This is a genomic window from Polaromonas jejuensis NBRC 106434, assembly GCF_001598235.1.
In the GTDB taxonomy this organism is placed as follows: domain Bacteria; phylum Pseudomonadota; class Gammaproteobacteria; order Burkholderiales; family Burkholderiaceae_C; genus Polaromonas; species Polaromonas jejuensis.
The window spans coordinates 228721-243078 of the sequence record NZ_BCYO01000004.1 but is presented as its reverse complement, the minus strand read 5'-3'; the positions used below and the strand labels follow the sequence as shown (position 1 = coordinate 243078).

Annotated in this window: 13 protein-coding genes; 6 read left to right on the top strand and 7 right to left on the bottom strand. The window is 63.7% G+C overall.

The annotated features are described in order from the left end of the window. Positions 1–5 precede the first annotated feature (5 nt). From araD to PJE01S_RS07325, 3 genes are all read left to right on the top strand, one after another. Positions 6–1745, top strand: coding sequence for an L-arabinonate dehydratase (gene araD / locus PJE01S_RS07335; RefSeq protein ID WP_068832493.1), 1740 nt, complete (start codon positions 6–8; stop codon positions 1743–1745). A gap of 21 nt (positions 1746–1766) precedes the next feature. Next, complete coding sequence (locus PJE01S_RS07330; protein WP_068832492.1) at positions 1767–2483, top strand: ribonuclease activity regulator RraA; 717 nt, start codon at positions 1767–1769, stop codon at positions 2481–2483. Between the two features lie 160 nt (positions 2484–2643). Beyond that, positions 2644–3627 carry a Bug family tripartite tricarboxylate transporter substrate binding protein gene (locus tag PJE01S_RS07325; protein ID WP_068832491.1) on the top strand — a complete coding sequence of 328 codons (984 nt, stop codon included), beginning with the start codon at positions 2644–2646 and terminating at the stop codon, positions 3625–3627. Between the two features lie 451 nt (positions 3628–4078). Here PJE01S_RS07325 and PJE01S_RS07320 read toward each other — a convergent pair whose 3' ends face one another. Further along, entirely contained in the window at positions 4079–4384 is a 306-nt protein-coding gene (locus tag PJE01S_RS07320; RefSeq protein WP_068832490.1) for a hypothetical protein, read from the bottom strand. Here PJE01S_RS07320 and PJE01S_RS07315 point away from each other — a divergent pair. Next, positions 4383–5762, top strand: coding sequence for an FAD-containing oxidoreductase (locus tag PJE01S_RS07315; RefSeq protein WP_068832489.1), 1380 nt, complete (start codon positions 4383–4385; stop codon positions 5760–5762). The genes PJE01S_RS07320 and PJE01S_RS07315 overlap by 2 nt on opposite strands. A gap of 339 nt (positions 5763–6101) precedes the next feature. Further along, positions 6102–6407 (top strand): hypothetical protein, encoded by a 306-nt coding sequence (locus PJE01S_RS07310; RefSeq protein ID WP_245660662.1) that lies wholly within the window; start codon positions 6102–6104, stop codon positions 6405–6407. Positions 6408–6420: 13 nt separating this feature from the next. On the opposite strand, the gene PJE01S_RS07305 is transcribed toward PJE01S_RS07310, so the two are convergent. Genes PJE01S_RS07305 through PJE01S_RS07295 form a run of 3 tightly spaced genes read right to left on the bottom strand, consistent with a single transcriptional unit; the run spans position 6421 to position 9755 of the window. Further along, positions 6421–7569 carry an L-talarate/galactarate dehydratase gene (locus PJE01S_RS07305; protein WP_157090257.1) on the bottom strand — a complete coding sequence of 383 codons (1149 nt, stop codon included), beginning with the start codon at positions 7567–7569 and terminating at the stop codon, positions 6421–6423. A 47-nt stretch (positions 7570–7616) separates the two neighbouring features. Further along, a complete protein-coding gene (locus PJE01S_RS07300; protein WP_068832486.1) occupies positions 7617–8633 on the bottom strand; it encodes a Bug family tripartite tricarboxylate transporter substrate binding protein in 1017 nt (338 codons plus the stop codon). A 42-nt stretch (positions 8634–8675) separates the two neighbouring features. Continuing rightward, entirely contained in the window at positions 8676–9755 is a 1080-nt protein-coding gene (locus PJE01S_RS07295) for a mannonate dehydratase (RefSeq protein ID WP_068832566.1), read from the bottom strand. 416 nt (positions 9756–10171) lie between these two features. Here PJE01S_RS07295 and PJE01S_RS07290 point away from each other — a divergent pair, with 416 nt between their 5' ends. Beyond that, entirely contained in the window at positions 10172–11605 is a 1434-nt protein-coding gene (locus PJE01S_RS07290; protein WP_068832485.1) for an aldehyde dehydrogenase family protein, read from the top strand. A 58-nt stretch (positions 11606–11663) separates the two neighbouring features. Here the strand turns inward: PJE01S_RS07290 and PJE01S_RS07285 are convergent, their stop codons facing one another. From PJE01S_RS07285 to PJE01S_RS07275, 3 genes are all read right to left on the bottom strand, one after another. Then, positions 11664–12254 (bottom strand): hypothetical protein, encoded by a 591-nt coding sequence (locus tag PJE01S_RS07285; protein WP_068832484.1) that lies wholly within the window; start codon positions 12252–12254, stop codon positions 11664–11666. Next, the gene (locus PJE01S_RS07280; RefSeq protein WP_218017505.1) at positions 12251–13393 is read right to left on the bottom strand and encodes a M48 family metallopeptidase; all 1143 of its coding nucleotides are present in this window, start codon (positions 13391–13393) and stop codon (positions 12251–12253) included. The genes PJE01S_RS07285 and PJE01S_RS07280 overlap by 4 nt, the downstream gene beginning before the upstream one ends. Positions 13394–13455: 62 nt before the next feature. Next, positions 13456–14340, bottom strand: coding sequence for a hypothetical protein (locus PJE01S_RS07275; protein ID WP_157090256.1), 885 nt, complete (start codon positions 14338–14340; stop codon positions 13456–13458). Between the last annotated feature and the right edge of the window lie 18 nt (positions 14341–14358).

The window sequence follows — 14358 nt, the reverse complement described above, 5'->3', positions numbered from 1 at the left end:
ACCTCATGACCCAGAAAACCTACAAGGAACTGCGCAGTGCGCGCTGGTTCGCACCGGATGACGTCCGGTCCTTTGGCCACCGCTCGCGGGTGATGCAGCTGGGCTACGGCCCTGAAGACTGGGAGGGCAAGCCCGTCATCGCCATCATCAACACCTGGAGCGACATCGGCACCTGCCATGGCCACTTCAAGCAGCGCGTGGAAGACGTCAAGCGCGGTGTGCTGCAGGCCGGCGGCTTTCCGCTGGAGCTGCCGGCACTGTCGCTGTCCGAATCCCTGGTCAAGCCCACCACGATGCTGTACCGCAACATGCTGGCGATGGAAACCGAGGAGTTGCTGCGCAGCCACCCTATCGACGGCGCGGTGCTGATGGGCGGCTGCGACAAGACCACCCCGGGCCTGGTGCTGGGCGCCTTGAGCGCCGGCCTTCCCTTCATCTACATGCCCGCCGGCCCCATGCTGCGCGGCAACGTCAAAGGCAAGGTGCTGGGCTCCGGCTCCGACACCTGGAAATACTGGGACGAACGGCGCGCCGGCAAGATCAACCAGGCTCAATGGCTGGAAGTCGAAGGCGGCATTGCCCGCAGCCACGGCCACTGCATGACCATGGGCACCGCCAGCACCATGACCGGCATCGCCGAGGCGATAGGCCTGACGCTGCCCGGCGCTTCGTCGATTCCAGCGGTTGATTCCAACCACATCCGCATGGCAACCGAATGCGGACGCCGCGTGGTGAGCATGGTCTGGGACGACCTGACCCCCGCCAAAATGCTCAGCCGCGCATCGTTTGAAAACGCCATCACCGTGGCCATGGCGATGGGCTGCTCGACCAATGCCATCATCCATCTGGTCGCCATGTCGCGCCGCGCGGGAGAGCACTGCGCGGTCGGTCTGGACGACTTCGATGCGGCCAGCCGCCGGATACCGGTGATTGCCAACATCCGGCCCAGTGGCGACACCTATTTGATGGAAGACTTCTACTACGCCGGCGGCATGCTGGCCATGATGAGCGTGCTCAAGGACCACCTCAAGCTTGAGGCGCTGACCGTCACCGGCAAGCCACTGGGCGAGAACCTGGTGGGTGCCGAGGTCTACAACCACGACGTGATCCGTCCGCTGGACAATCCGATCTATGCCGAAGGCGCGCTGGCCGTGCTGCGCGGCAACCTGGCGCCCGACGGCTGCGTGATCAAGCCCAGCGCCTGCGCGCCGCAGTACCTCAACCACACCGGCCCGGCGCTGGTGTTCGACGACTATCCCGCCATGAAAGCGGCCATCGACGACGAGAACCTCGATGTCACGGCCGACCATGTCATGGTGCTGCGCAACGCCGGCCCGCAGGGCGGCCCCGGCATGCCCGAATGGGGCATGCTGCCGATTCCCCTCAAGCTGGTCAAGCAGGGCGTGAAGGACATGGTGCGCATCTCCGACGCCCGCATGAGCGGCACCAGTTACGGCGCCTGCATCCTGCATGTGGCGCCCGAGGCCTATATCGGCGGCCCGCTGGCGCTGGTCAAAACCGGCGACCTGATCACGGTGGATGTGCCGGGCCGGCGCATCCACCTGGAAGTCAGCGACGAAGAACTGGCGCAGCGCCGGGCTGCCTGGACGCCGCTTCCCAAGCGCTATGAACGCGGCTACGGCTGGATGGCCGCGCGCCATATCCAGCAGGCCGACAAGGGCTGTGATTTTGATTTTCTGGAAACCTCGTTTGGCGCGCCAGTCGGCGAGCCCGACATTTACTGACAAGAAAGAAGAGAGACCTTCATGACACTCAAATCCGAAACCCGCGACAAGCTCAAAACCGTCAGCACCGCCACGCTGTGCACCGCCCTCTTCAAGCGCGGCTTGCGCAACCAGTTCATGCAGGACGTGCACCCGCTCAATACGAACCTGCCCAACATGGTGGGTGAAGCCTTCACCCTGCGCTACATCCCGGCACGCGAGGACCTGAACCCCATCACCGTGTTTCAGAACCCCAAGCACCCGCAGCGCGTCGCCGTGGAGCAATGCCCTGAAGGCGCGGTCCTGGTCATCGACAGCCGCAAGGACGCCCGCGCGGCCTCGGCCGGCTCCATCCTGGTCTCGCGCCTGATGGTGCGCGGCGCCGCCGGCATCGTCACCGATGGCGGCTTTCGCGATTCGCCCGAAATCGCGGCCCTGCCCTTTGCAACCTACCACCAGCGCCCCTCGGCACCGACCAACCTGACGCTGCACCAGGCGCTGGACATCAACGTGCCGATCGGCTGCGGTGACGTCGCGGTATTTCCCGGCGATGTGATCGTCGGCGACAAGGAAGGCGTGTTTGTGATCCCGGCCCACCTGGCCGACGAGATTGCCGACGAGGCGGTGGAGATGACCGCGTTCGAGGACTTCGTGACGGAGGAAGTGCTCAAGGGCCGCTCCATCATCGGCCTGTACCCGCCCACCGAGCAGCAATCGAAAGACGACTTCGCCGTCTGGCGCAAGGCTAACGGACGCTGAGAGGGACGCTGAGAAGCGGTCAATCAATCCGGATGAACACTTCGTCGTAACCCGTCGTCGCCAGTTTGAGGGCTCGCGATCATCGGCCATCTTTTTGTTGCCGACGAAATCCGTGGCGTCGCGGTTCAAGAATTTCCGTCAATAAACAGGAGACAAATTTATGTCAAACAGGCGTCTTACCCTTGTAAAAATGGCGTGTGCAGCTATCGGTTTTATAGCATTCGGAGGGGCCACATGGGCCCAGACGGACTACCCCAACAAGCCGGTCAGGATCATCGTGCCCTTCCCGGCCGGTGGCACCAGTGACGTGATGGGACGCCTGATGGCCGAGCAACTCGGGAAAATTCTCAAGCAGCCCTTCATCGTCGACAACGTCGGCGGCGCCGGCGGCGTGATTGGCACGGAGCGGGGCGCCAAGTCCGCGCCCGATGGCTACACATTGACTCAGACCGGTGTCGGCCAAAGCGCCGTCGCCCACGGGCTGGACCCCAACCTGAAGTACAACTCGAACACCGACTTCATTCACATTTCGCAGGTCCATTCCGGCCCCAATGTGCTGGTGGTCCATCCGAGCACGCCATTCAAGACACTGAAGGAACTGGTGGACTACGCCAAGGCCAATCCGGGCAAGCTGGACTACGGCTACACGCCGGCCGCCTCGGGCCACATGGCGATGGAGCAGTTCAAGCAGACCGCCGGCATCTTCATGCTGGGCATTCCCTACCGTGGCGGCGGCCCGATGATGGTCGACATCCTGGGTGGCACGATCAAGATCATGTTCATCAACCAGGACGTGGCACTGCAGCACGTCAAGGCCGGCAAGCTGCGCGCCCTGGCCGTCACGAGTGCCCAGCGCAATCCGCTGTACCCCGACGTGCCGACCGTGGCCGAGTCCGGTTACAAGGGCTTTGAAGCACTGTCCTGGTCCGGCCTTTCGGCCCCCAAAGGAACGCCCCAGCCCATCATCGACAAGCTCGAAGCCGCCATGGTTCAGGCCCTGCAGTCTGACACTGTGAAGCAACGGCTGGAATCGCAGGGCTTTGTGGTGCCGCCGCTGGGCTCCAAAGCCTACACGGCCTTTGTCAAGAGTGAAGAAGCACGCTGGACCAAGGTGATCAAGACGGCGGGCATCAAGGCCGAATAAGCCTGCCAAGCCCATGCGGTGCTGACGCGCCAATCCATGGGTTTCCGTGTCCTGATCCACGGATCAGGGATGATCGTCGCCAGCGCACAGGCAGCCTGGGCACTGCGATGACCGTCACATGGCATCGCCGTTTCGCCAATTGTTAGAGCAGCCCTTGCACACAAAGGCAGGGGCTCGAACCCTGGCCATCCACCAAAACCATAAAGTGACCGGTGCATTTTCCAACGCACCCACAGCGGCTGCTTCACGATGGTGGCGCTCGATGATGAACGCAAGCCGGTGGCCGTGCCGCAGGTGACGGACCCGGGGCTCCAGATCATTGAGCACGAGAGCGCATAAAAAGTAGCTATATTTTTTATAGCTGGTTGCGCCTGTTCTATAAGGGCCGGCGGCCGATTTGACTTCTCATTGCCCGAACTCCGCCTTGTCCGCCGCCCACGCCAGCGCCTGCTCAGCCGGTGAAAAGCTTGATGCGAAAGTAATGGCCGGGTAGCAACAAGGCGGCGTCCCGATGGAGGCCGGTCTGATACTTTGCCTGGGGCGCCTGAATTTCCTGTCCGTGCGTGCCCGTGCGAGCAATTTTTGCGATTGGGGGAAAATAAGGAGTCACCCGGTAACGGGTCCGGGCCAAGGCGCGAAATGTGCCCTTCGCCACGTGCATCAACCGGGGCAATTGATCCGCCGCCGCACCGTCCGCTGCGCGTCCTGCAGCCTGCGCGGCAATTGACACTGTGGAAGACGCCAAGGAGAAAGCCATGACTCAACGCTTCGACGCGATCATCATCGGTACCGGCCAAGCCGGCCCCGCGCTCGCCGGGCGGCTGTCGGGCGCGGGCATGAAGGTAGCGGTCATCGAGCGCAAGTCGTTCGGCGGCACCTGCGTGAACACCGGCTGCATCCCCACCAAGACCCTGGTCGCAAGCGCCTACGCTGCCCAGCTGGCGCGCCGCGCCGCCGAGTACGGTGTGACGATAGGCACCGAGGTGGGCGTCGACATGAAGCGGGTGAAGGCACGCAAGGATGAGATCTCCGGCCGCTCCAGCCGCGGTGTGGAACAGTGGATGCGCGGCTTGGCGAGCGGCACGGTCTACCAGGGCCACGCCCGCCTTGAGAGCCCCCGTACCGTGCGGGTGAACGGCGAATTGCTGGAGGCGGACCGGATCTTTGTCAACGTTGGCGGCCGGGCCCTGATTCCGCCCATGCCCGGGCTGGATCAGGTGCCTTATCTCACCAACTCGAGCATGATGGAGGTGGATTTTCTGCCGGAGCACCTGATCGTCATCGGCGGCAGCTACATCGGCCTCGAGTTCGGCCAGATGTACCGGCGCTTCGGCTCCCGGGTGACCATTGTCGAGAAAGGACCGCGCCTGATCCAGCGCGAGGACGAGGACGTGTCGCAGGCGGTGCAGGACATCCTGGAGGGCGAGGGAATCGGGATCCGCCTCAACGCCGAGTGCATGACTGCGCGCAGGGAGGGCGAGCGCCTCATCGTCGGACTGGACTGCGCTTCCGGGGAGCGCGACGTGGCGGGCTCGCATCTGCTGCTAGCGGTCGGGCGCGTGCCCAACACCGACGACCTGGGGCTGGACCGGGCGGGGGTCGCGACCGACGCGCGCGGCTACATCACCGTGGACGAGCAACTGCGCACCAACGTGCCGGGGATCTGGGCACTGGGCGACTGCAACGGCCGCGGCGCGTTCACCCACACCGCGTACAACGACTACGAGATCGTCGCCGCCAACCTGCTCGACAACGACCCGCGCAAGGTGTCGGACCGCATCGCAGCCTACGCCCTGTTCATCGACCCGCCGCTAGGCCGCGCCGGCATGACCGAATCGGAAGCCAGGCAATCCGGGCGCAAGGTGCTGGTCGGCACCCGGCCCATGACGCGCGTTTCGCGCGCGGTGGAGAAAGGCGAGAGCCAGGGCTTCATGAAGGTGGTCGTCGACGCGCAAACCCAGGCGATCCTCGGCGCCGCGATCCTCGGCGTGACCGGCGACGAGGTGATTCACTCGCTGCTCGATGTGATGTACGCCCAAGCACCCTACACCACCATCAGCCGCGCGATGCACATCCATCCCACGGTGTCCGAGTTGGTGCCCACGCTGCTGCAGGAGTTGCGGCCGCTCGAATAGCGGCGGATCACCGCCGTGGGCTTCTGCGGCATTTGTGCGCGGCGGCCAGACGCTCACACATCGGTATTCCCCGACCGCAACGCATTCGTCTCGCCCGCCGCGGCTCCACATCGCCGGCTGCCGGCCGGCTGCGGTCGCTGCGCTGCCGCCCTGGTACCGCCACCCGCCCGCACCGGCGTCGCTGCCTGGGGGGGGTGGGCATCCAGCGCGCCGCTGCGCGCAACGGTCACGGCCATGGCTTCCAGCGAGGGCACGCCGGCTGAAGGTATTTTTTCGCAAGCGGCTTGAGCCAGACCGGCGATCGGAGTAATCTGATCGCACAGTCGAAAGTGATGGCTGATGGAACTCCCTTTCCACTCGCTGCTGTACCGGTATTTCTTCTTCGCCTGGCTGTTCATGGACGTCAACCAGTGCGACCTGTTCGCGCGCGCGGCCGCCTGGCACCACAACAAGGGCCAGGCCCGCTGGCTACCGCGCTATATCAAGCGCTATCTGGTCAGCGGCGCCCTGCTCTTCGCGATCGGCTGGCTGATCGAGCACTCCAGCCCTGTGGCCTCCGCCTTCTTCTACGTGCCCGGTGTGATGTCGCTCCCCATGGCGACCGTCGCGGGCGTGGCCTGGATAGGGCTTCGGGTCTGGGACTGAAGGCCGCCCTGCCCTAAGGCCGCTTGCCGAACGCAGCCTTCTCCGCCGTCCAGGCCAGCGCCTGTTCACTCAGTGAGAAGCCCAGGCCCGGCCGGTTCGGCACATGCATGCGCCCATCCTTGAGCTCCAGCCGCTCGTTGAACATGGGCTCCAGCCACTCGAAGTGCTCGAGCCAGGGCTCTTCCGGGTAGGCAGCCGCCAGATGCAGGTGGATTTCCATCGCAAAGTGCGGCGCCAGCTTGCGGCCCTTGAAAGAGGCCAGGCTCATGATCTGCAGAAAGGGCGTGATGCCGCCCACGCGCGGGGCGTCTGGCTGCACGAAGTCGCTGCAGTTGCCCATGATCAGCTGCGCGTGCTCGCCAAAGCTGGTCAGCATTTCGCCGGTGGCAATCGGCGTGTCCAGGCTGGCGGCCAGCGCGGCGTGGCCTTCGAAGTCATAGGCGTCCAGCGGTTCTTCGATCCAGGTCAGGTCGAAGGGCTCAAAGGCCCGGCAGGCGCGCTGCGCCTTGGGCCGGTCCCATTGCTGGTTGGCATCCACCATCAGGGGGAAGCCTTCGCCCAACAGCTCGCGCACGGCCTTCACGCGCTTGAGGTCGGTCGGCAGGTCAGGCTGGCCGACCTTGATCTTGATGCCGCCAATGCCGCTGGCCCGCGAGGCCTCCACGTTCTTGAGCACCTGCTCGAGCGGCATGGACAGGTAGCCGCCCGAGGTGTTGTAGCACTGCACGCTGTCGCGGTGCGCGCCCAGCAGCTTGGCCAGCGGCAGGCCGGCACGCTTGGCCTTCAGGTCCCACAGCGCGATGTCGAACGGGGAGATGGCCTGCGAGGTCATCCCGCTGCGGCCCATGGAGGCGCCGGCCCACATCAGCTTGTCCCACAGCTTGGCAATGTCGTTCGGGTCTTCGCCCAGCAGATTGGACGCGATCTCCTTGGCGTGCGCATACATGCCGGGGCCACCGGCGCGCTTGGAATAGCCGAAGCCAATGCCGTCAAAACCGTCGCGCGTGCGGATCTCGGCAAAGATGAAGGCGATTTCGGTCAGCGGCTTCTGGCGGCCGGTCAGCACCTTGGCGTCGCTGATGGGCGCAGCCAGCGGCAGGTACACGAGCGAGACCTCGACCCATTCAATGCGGTCGGCGCCGGCGGCGGTTTCGGTATTCACAATAAATTCCTTTTCTTGCGGTGGGGGTTGGGATAGGTGGAGCTAACTTATTCGGCCTTGATGCCGGCGATCTTGATCACGCGGGTCCAGCGGTCCAGTTCTTTCCGGACAAACTGCGTGTAGTCGGCGGCGCCAAGCGGCGGCACCACAAAGCCCTGCGATTCCATGCGGGCCTGGATCGCCGGGCTTTGCATGGCCTTGACGGCGGCGGCTTCCAGCTTGTCTACGATGACCTTGGGCGTGCCCTTGGGCGCCGACAGGCCCGACCATGACAGCGCCGAGAAGCCCGGGTAGCCCGACTCGGCAATGGTCGGCACGTCAGGGTAAAGCGGGTTGCGTGACAGGCTGGAGACGGCCAGAGCCCGCAGCTTGCCGGCCTTCACATGCTGCAGGGCCACGTCCTGGTTGATGAACATCATCGGAATCTGGCCGCCCAGCAGGTCGGTCATCATCGGGCCGCCGCCGCGGTAGGGAATGCCCACCATGAACAGGCCCTTGCAGTTCTGGTTACCCTTGGTGCCGGTACAGGTGCCCACGGTCTGCTTGAGCAATTCCATTGCCATGTGACCCGATGCCGCATGGGTATAGCCGTAATTGAGCTTGCCAGGGTTGGCCTTGCCGTAATCGATCAATTCCTTGAAGGTCTTGAAGGGCGCGCTCGGGTGGGCCACCAGCACATTGGGGCCCGAATGGATCTGGGTGATATGAACGAAATCCTTGATCGAGTCGTAGCCCAGCTGGGAATTCAGGCCGTGCGCCACCGCGTTCTGGCCGACACCGCTGAGCACCAGGGTGTAGCCATCCGGCGCGGCCTTGGCCGCGCGTTCGGTGCCGATGACACCCCCCGCGCCACCGACGTTTTCCACCACAAAAGGCTGCTTCAGGGCCTTGAACAACTCGTCCGCGATCATGCGCCCCATGATGTCGCTGGTGCCGCCCGCAGGGAAGGGCACGATCAGCTTGACCGGCCTGGTCGGGTAGTCGGTCTGCGCCTGCACGGCCATCGGCAGGGCCGTGCCAAATGCAACCAGTGTTGCGAGACCAATCAGGTTGCGTCGAATCATGGATGTCTCCTGCTGTAGTGTTTATTGTGAAAAAAAGGACTCTTAGCCGGCCAGCGTGGTGATCCTGGGGCGGTAGCCGGCCGCGTGCAGCAGGCCGCGCGTGTAGCCCAGCGCGAACGACATGAAGCGCTCGCGGTTCGGGTCCAGTTCCGACAGCGGCACATGGTCGGGGCACAGGATGCCCGCATAGCCTGCGCGCTGGTAGGCTTTAATGGCCTCGTTCATGTCGACATCGCCCTCGTCGGGGAAGACCTCGGCAAAGTCGAGGTAGCCGCCCCTGATGTTGCGGAAATGGACCATGAAGATGCGCGGCGCGAATTCTTCAATGGCGCGGATCACATAGGCGTGCGGCTCGGGCGCCATCTCGGCCACCGTGCCCTGGCAGAAGTTCAGGCCGTGCACGGGACTGTCGCTTAAACGCAGGAACCTGCGCAGGCCTTCGATGGAGCCCAGCACATGCTCCACACCGTTGAGCCCGCCCACGGGATAGGCCGGGTCATGCGGATGACAGGCGAGCCTGATGCCGGCTTTTTCAGCCGCCGGCACCAGGCTGGACACCAGGAATTCAATCGCGCGCCAGCCGGCCGCCTCCGTGACAGGCGGCACTTCCCTGGCCATCTTCTGTCCGCAGAGCAACGCGGATTCTGCGTCGCCCTCGTCCTGGTTGGTCGGATAACCCACACCCCAGTATGAATGCTGGCGGTCGGCCTCGGGGGTGTAGGCTGCGAGCTTGAAGCCCGAGTACTGCACACCGCCGCGCCCCGGCCGCAGGCCGGTGCGGGTAATTCCCACCATCTGGACGTTGTATTTCAGGGCAGTGAGACCAGCATCGGCCGCGATCTGGATGTTCTTCTGAAGCACCTCGGCCTGGCGGCGGGCACCGTCTTCGTCGGTCAGAAAGTCCAGCAGGATGGAACCTACATCCAGCGCGAACAGGTCGATCTTCAGGCCGAAGCTCTCCACCCACTCACGGTATTCGCGCAGTTTGCCCGCGTCCCAGAGGCCGCCGGGCGTCACCAGCCCGGTGCCGCGGTTGTCGATAACGACCTGCTCCACACCGAGCTGGGCCGACAGGCGCAAGCGCTCGGCGCCGGGATTGATGAGTTGTTCTCCGATGTACATGCCGATGTTTGTCTCACTGGTTGAAAACTGAACGCCATGGCGGTCGTGCACCTTTATGGACGCGCGTTCATTTTGAGATCAGGGCTGGGCGGGCATCAAGAGTGCTTGCCCCAGCACATCGGATGGAGTCCCACTATCTGGGACGGCAGCGGCGAATGGGAAGAGCGGATGTCCTGCCCCATCAACAAAGCGATGAAGTGAAATCGTTCAGACAAGCGGACATGGTTGCCTGACGGTTTTAGCGGCACGGGCCGCTGCGGCCGCTTTTCTGCTTTTGCCGACAGCGCGCCCACGTAAACCCTAGGTCGCTACAGGATTGATAGCTACCTGCGCCCGACTACATTGGGCTAGAGCCATTTTTCGCCATCATTTCCCAGGCACCTGGCCCTGGACCGATTTGAAGCAAAATGAGATGCATGCAGCTCAATTACATCGCCAACGCATCCGTTCCGTCTTCTTCCGGCAAAACCATTCCGGTGATCGATCCTTCCGACGGCCAGGTCTTTGACGAGATCCAGCGCAGCAACGCGCACGACATCGATGTGGCCGTGCACAGCGCCCGGGATTGCCTGGAACTGGTCTGGAGCCGCTTCAGCGCCGCGGAGCGCGGCCGCCTGCTGATGCGCCTGTCGGCCAAGGTGGCCGAGCATGCCGAAGAACTGGCCCTGATCGAGCTGCGCGACTGCGGCAAACCCGTCAGGCAAGCCCGAGCCGATGCCGCGGCGCTGGCTCGCTACTTCGAGTTTTACGCCGGCGCCTGCGACAAGCTGCACGGCGACACGATTCCCTACCTGGACGGCTACAGCGTCATGACCTGGCGCGAGCCGCACGGCGTCACCGGCCACATCATTCCCTGGAACTACCCGATGCAGATTTTTGGCCGCAGCGTGGGCGGCGCGCTGGCTGCCGGCAATGTCTGCGTGGTCAAACCGGCCGAAGACGCCTGCCTGTCCCTCCTCCGCGTGGCCCAACTGGCGGCCGAGGTCGGCTTTCCGGCGGGCGCCCTCAACATCGTGACCGGCTACGGCCATGAGGTCGGCGATGCGCTGGCGCGCCACCCCGGCATTGACCACATCAGCTTTACCGGCAGCCCCGGCGTCGGCACGCTGATCCAGCAAGCGGCGGCGGAGCGCCATTGCCCGGTCACCCTGGAGCTGGGCGGCAAAAGCCCGCAAATCGTGTTTGCCGATGCCGACCTCGACGCCGCCCTGCCCGCCATCATCAACGCCATCGTGCAAAACGCCGGGCAAACCTGCTCGGCCGGCTCACGCCTGCTGGTGGAGCAGTCCATTTACGAACCCCTGCTGGAGCGCCTGGGGCAGGCATTTGCCAACCTGCGCGTCGGCCCCGCCGCCATGGACCTCGACGTCGGCCCGCTGATCCGCCAGAGCCAGCAGCAGCGCGTGTGGGACTTTTTAAGCGACGCACATGTCGCCGGCATCCCCATGGTGGCGCAAGGCCAGATCGTGGACGAAGCCCCCGATACCGGCTTTTACCAAGCGCCCACGCTGCTGCGCGATGTGCCCGTGAACCACCGGCTGGCACAGGAAGAAGTGTTTGGCCCGGTGCTGTGCGCGATGAGCTTCAAGGATGAAGCGCATGCCATTGAACTCGCCAATGCCACGCCATTCGGCCTGGCGGCCGGTATCTGGACATGCGACGGCGCGCGCCAGTTCCGCATGGCCAAGCGCGTGAAAAGCGGCCAGATCTTCATCAACAACTATGGCGCCGGCGGCGGCGTCGAGCTGCCGTTTGGCGGCGTGAAGTCTTCAGGTTATGGGCGCGAAAAGGGCTTTGAGGCGCTTTACGGGTTTACGACGCTCAAGACGGTGGCCGTGCGGCACGGTTGACGTGCCGGCGAGTATCATGCCGCCGCCAGAGCCGGCCTCCTTTGCCGGCGACTTTTGATTAACCCCTGATTTGCGCCGTCCGAACAATGCTCTCGGCCATGGGCAACAGCCGCGGGAAGAATGAGAGCCTGGGCGCGATGAAGGTGGCGGCGAAGAGCTCGCCCTTGCGCTGGCTGACCCAGCCCACGCCATTGAGCTGAACGTCATCGCTCTTTCGCGTTACAGAAAATTCAAAACGCACGCCTTTTTCGCCGGCGAATACAGTGGGTTCAACCTTGGTCGTGTTGACAATTGAGCCGTCCGCCGAATACATGACCTCAAAGAGATTGACCAGCTGATCCAGTTGCATGCCGGACTTGTAGGTCGGCACGCGGGGGGCTTTCTGGCCAACCGGCACATTGCCGGCCGGACGTATCACCAGGGCCTGGCCCGGCTTGACTGCTGCCCACAGGCGCAGATGGTCAAGCGTCATGCCCTCCTGCGTCCACATGTCAAAAGGCTGTTTGGTTCCCGGCGGGGACACCTTGTTCCACGCATCAGTCACCTTGACGACCATGCGGCTATTGACCACCTGCTCGCCTTCGACCTTGGAGATGGACATGCAGCCTGACAGGAAGGCGAGCACAAGAAGGATCAGGATTTTTTTCATGGTTTGAGTTCCGCAATATAGTTTTTGATGAGACCGGCATCAGCGGCCTCGGGGGCTGCTGCAAGATATTTTTCAAACGCCTGAGCCGCAGAGGCAGCGTTGGTTCGCTGCTTTTGCACCAGGCCAAGCGCCCTGAAAGCCTCGGCGGGTGGTTGCTCGAATGCCGTCACGCGCGTCAGGTCATTCAGGGAGTCCTGGAGGTCGCCCTTGCCCGCGCGCAGCCGATAGACTTCGCCGCGCGCGTACAGTGCCTGGGAATCCTGGGCGTTACGCGCCAGCAGGCGGTTGAACAGAACCAGGCTTTCCTCAAACTGGCCGCGCCGGATTTCGTCCTGGAGCCAGCCAAAACGGTGGCGCGAGATGGCCTGTTGGTATTCCGCGGCGCCGGTGCTTCCGGAAGCATCTCCCGCAAGTTTGAGCAAATCGTCCCGGCGCGTCTCAACGGGTGGATGTGTGGCCATCATGGGGCTGCGCTTGCCGACGTCCCGACCACCGGTGATCTTGAGCTCGCCCAGCAGGTTGTCCCATACCTGGGCCGCCTGCTGGCCGTCGTAGCCGGCGCGCTTCATCAGGCGCATTCCCAGGCGGTCGGCACGTGTTTCGTGCTCCCGGGAAAAGGCGAAGGCACCTGCAAGCGCCCCCAGTTGGCCGATCGCCCCCACCACGCCGAACATCCCCATGAACTGGGCGAAGGCGGCCCGGCTTCGCATGTCGCGCAAGCGCTCCAGGGTATGCCGCTCGAGGTAATGGCCAATCTCATGCCCCAGGATGGCCGCCAGTTGCGCTTCGTTTTCTGCGCGCAGCAGCAGCCCGGTCCAGACCTGCATCATCCCGTTGGGCGCCATGGAGGCGTTGAACAGCGGTGTCCGCACCACATGCACGCGGATGTCGGGGCAATGGTCTCCCGCCAGCCGGCACACCAGGTCCTGCAGGTACTTGCTCAGTTCGGGGTCACGAACCACGAAGGGGCTGCGCCGCAGCCGCGTCTCTTCACGGTCCATCATTCCCCATAAACCACCCTCGTCCGTCTCCAGCGCGGGGCGGGTGAAGCGTTCCGCCGGCAGCGGCGAGCTGGCGTCGTCGGCCGTTGCTGCGCTGTCTTGCGCCAATGCCGGCAGGCCCGGCAACAGAGCGCCCATGCCGAGGCAGTGCTTGCAGGCTGACCGTAAAAATGCACGGCGCCCGCTGGAAGCCATGCCCATCATCGGGAAACTGGAAAGCCTTGGAGAAGAGCCTCAATCGTCTCTTTCGCTGGCTCGGCCTCCCTCAAATCGCCCGAAGCCCGGCGCAAATCATTGAACCAGACAATCCGCCCGTCGTTCAAATCGACAAGTGAGGCGTAACCGACCTGGGAGCCACCCGCAATACCGACACCCAGCACCGCCAATGCGATCATCGCAGCCTTGCGTTCGCTGCTGGCGTAGCTGTCGCGGATCCAGATGAACAAGGCGTAGTCAGCGCCGGTCTTGTCCTTCAGTGGCTTGACGGCATCCCCCATGGACCAGTTCAGCGCATCGTTCTTGGTGGGCAGCTTCAGGGCGCCCCCTATCATGTGGTGCAGGAAGACGGACTGGGCGACGGCGCCATGCAGCGAATTGATGTCGGCAAGCTCGTCCATGTCTTTTTCTTCGAGCCCCAACACGTCGGCACCAAGCTGGAGCTTGCGTGAAGCAAGGCCGGACTTGACATTTTTCTGAGCGGCCAGCGTCCAGTCGGCCCTGGGCTCTGGCACGCCGCCCGCACCAATTGAAAACAGTTCCAGATCAGCCGGCACCACCACCAGTTTGGATGCAGCAGTTCGCTGCGAGAACCCAGGAGCCAGATTTTTGGACTGCTGCGCCTGTACGGATGCAGTAAAAAGCGCGAACGCGCACAACAACACACCCGCACTAGCGCGAGCAAATGGATATTTCATGAATCCCCCCGTTCCTTGTGCGTGCATTCTAGGTGGAAGGAGGCTGTATCCCTGCATCTCGGCATGCAGGGAAACCCTCAACGCGCAATCAGCAACAATAGGCAAGTCGACGAAAACCTCTTGCCCCAAAAAGGCAAGCCCCATCACATCAGCTGACAGCAGAACCAGCAATTAGCAGAAGGACCATCA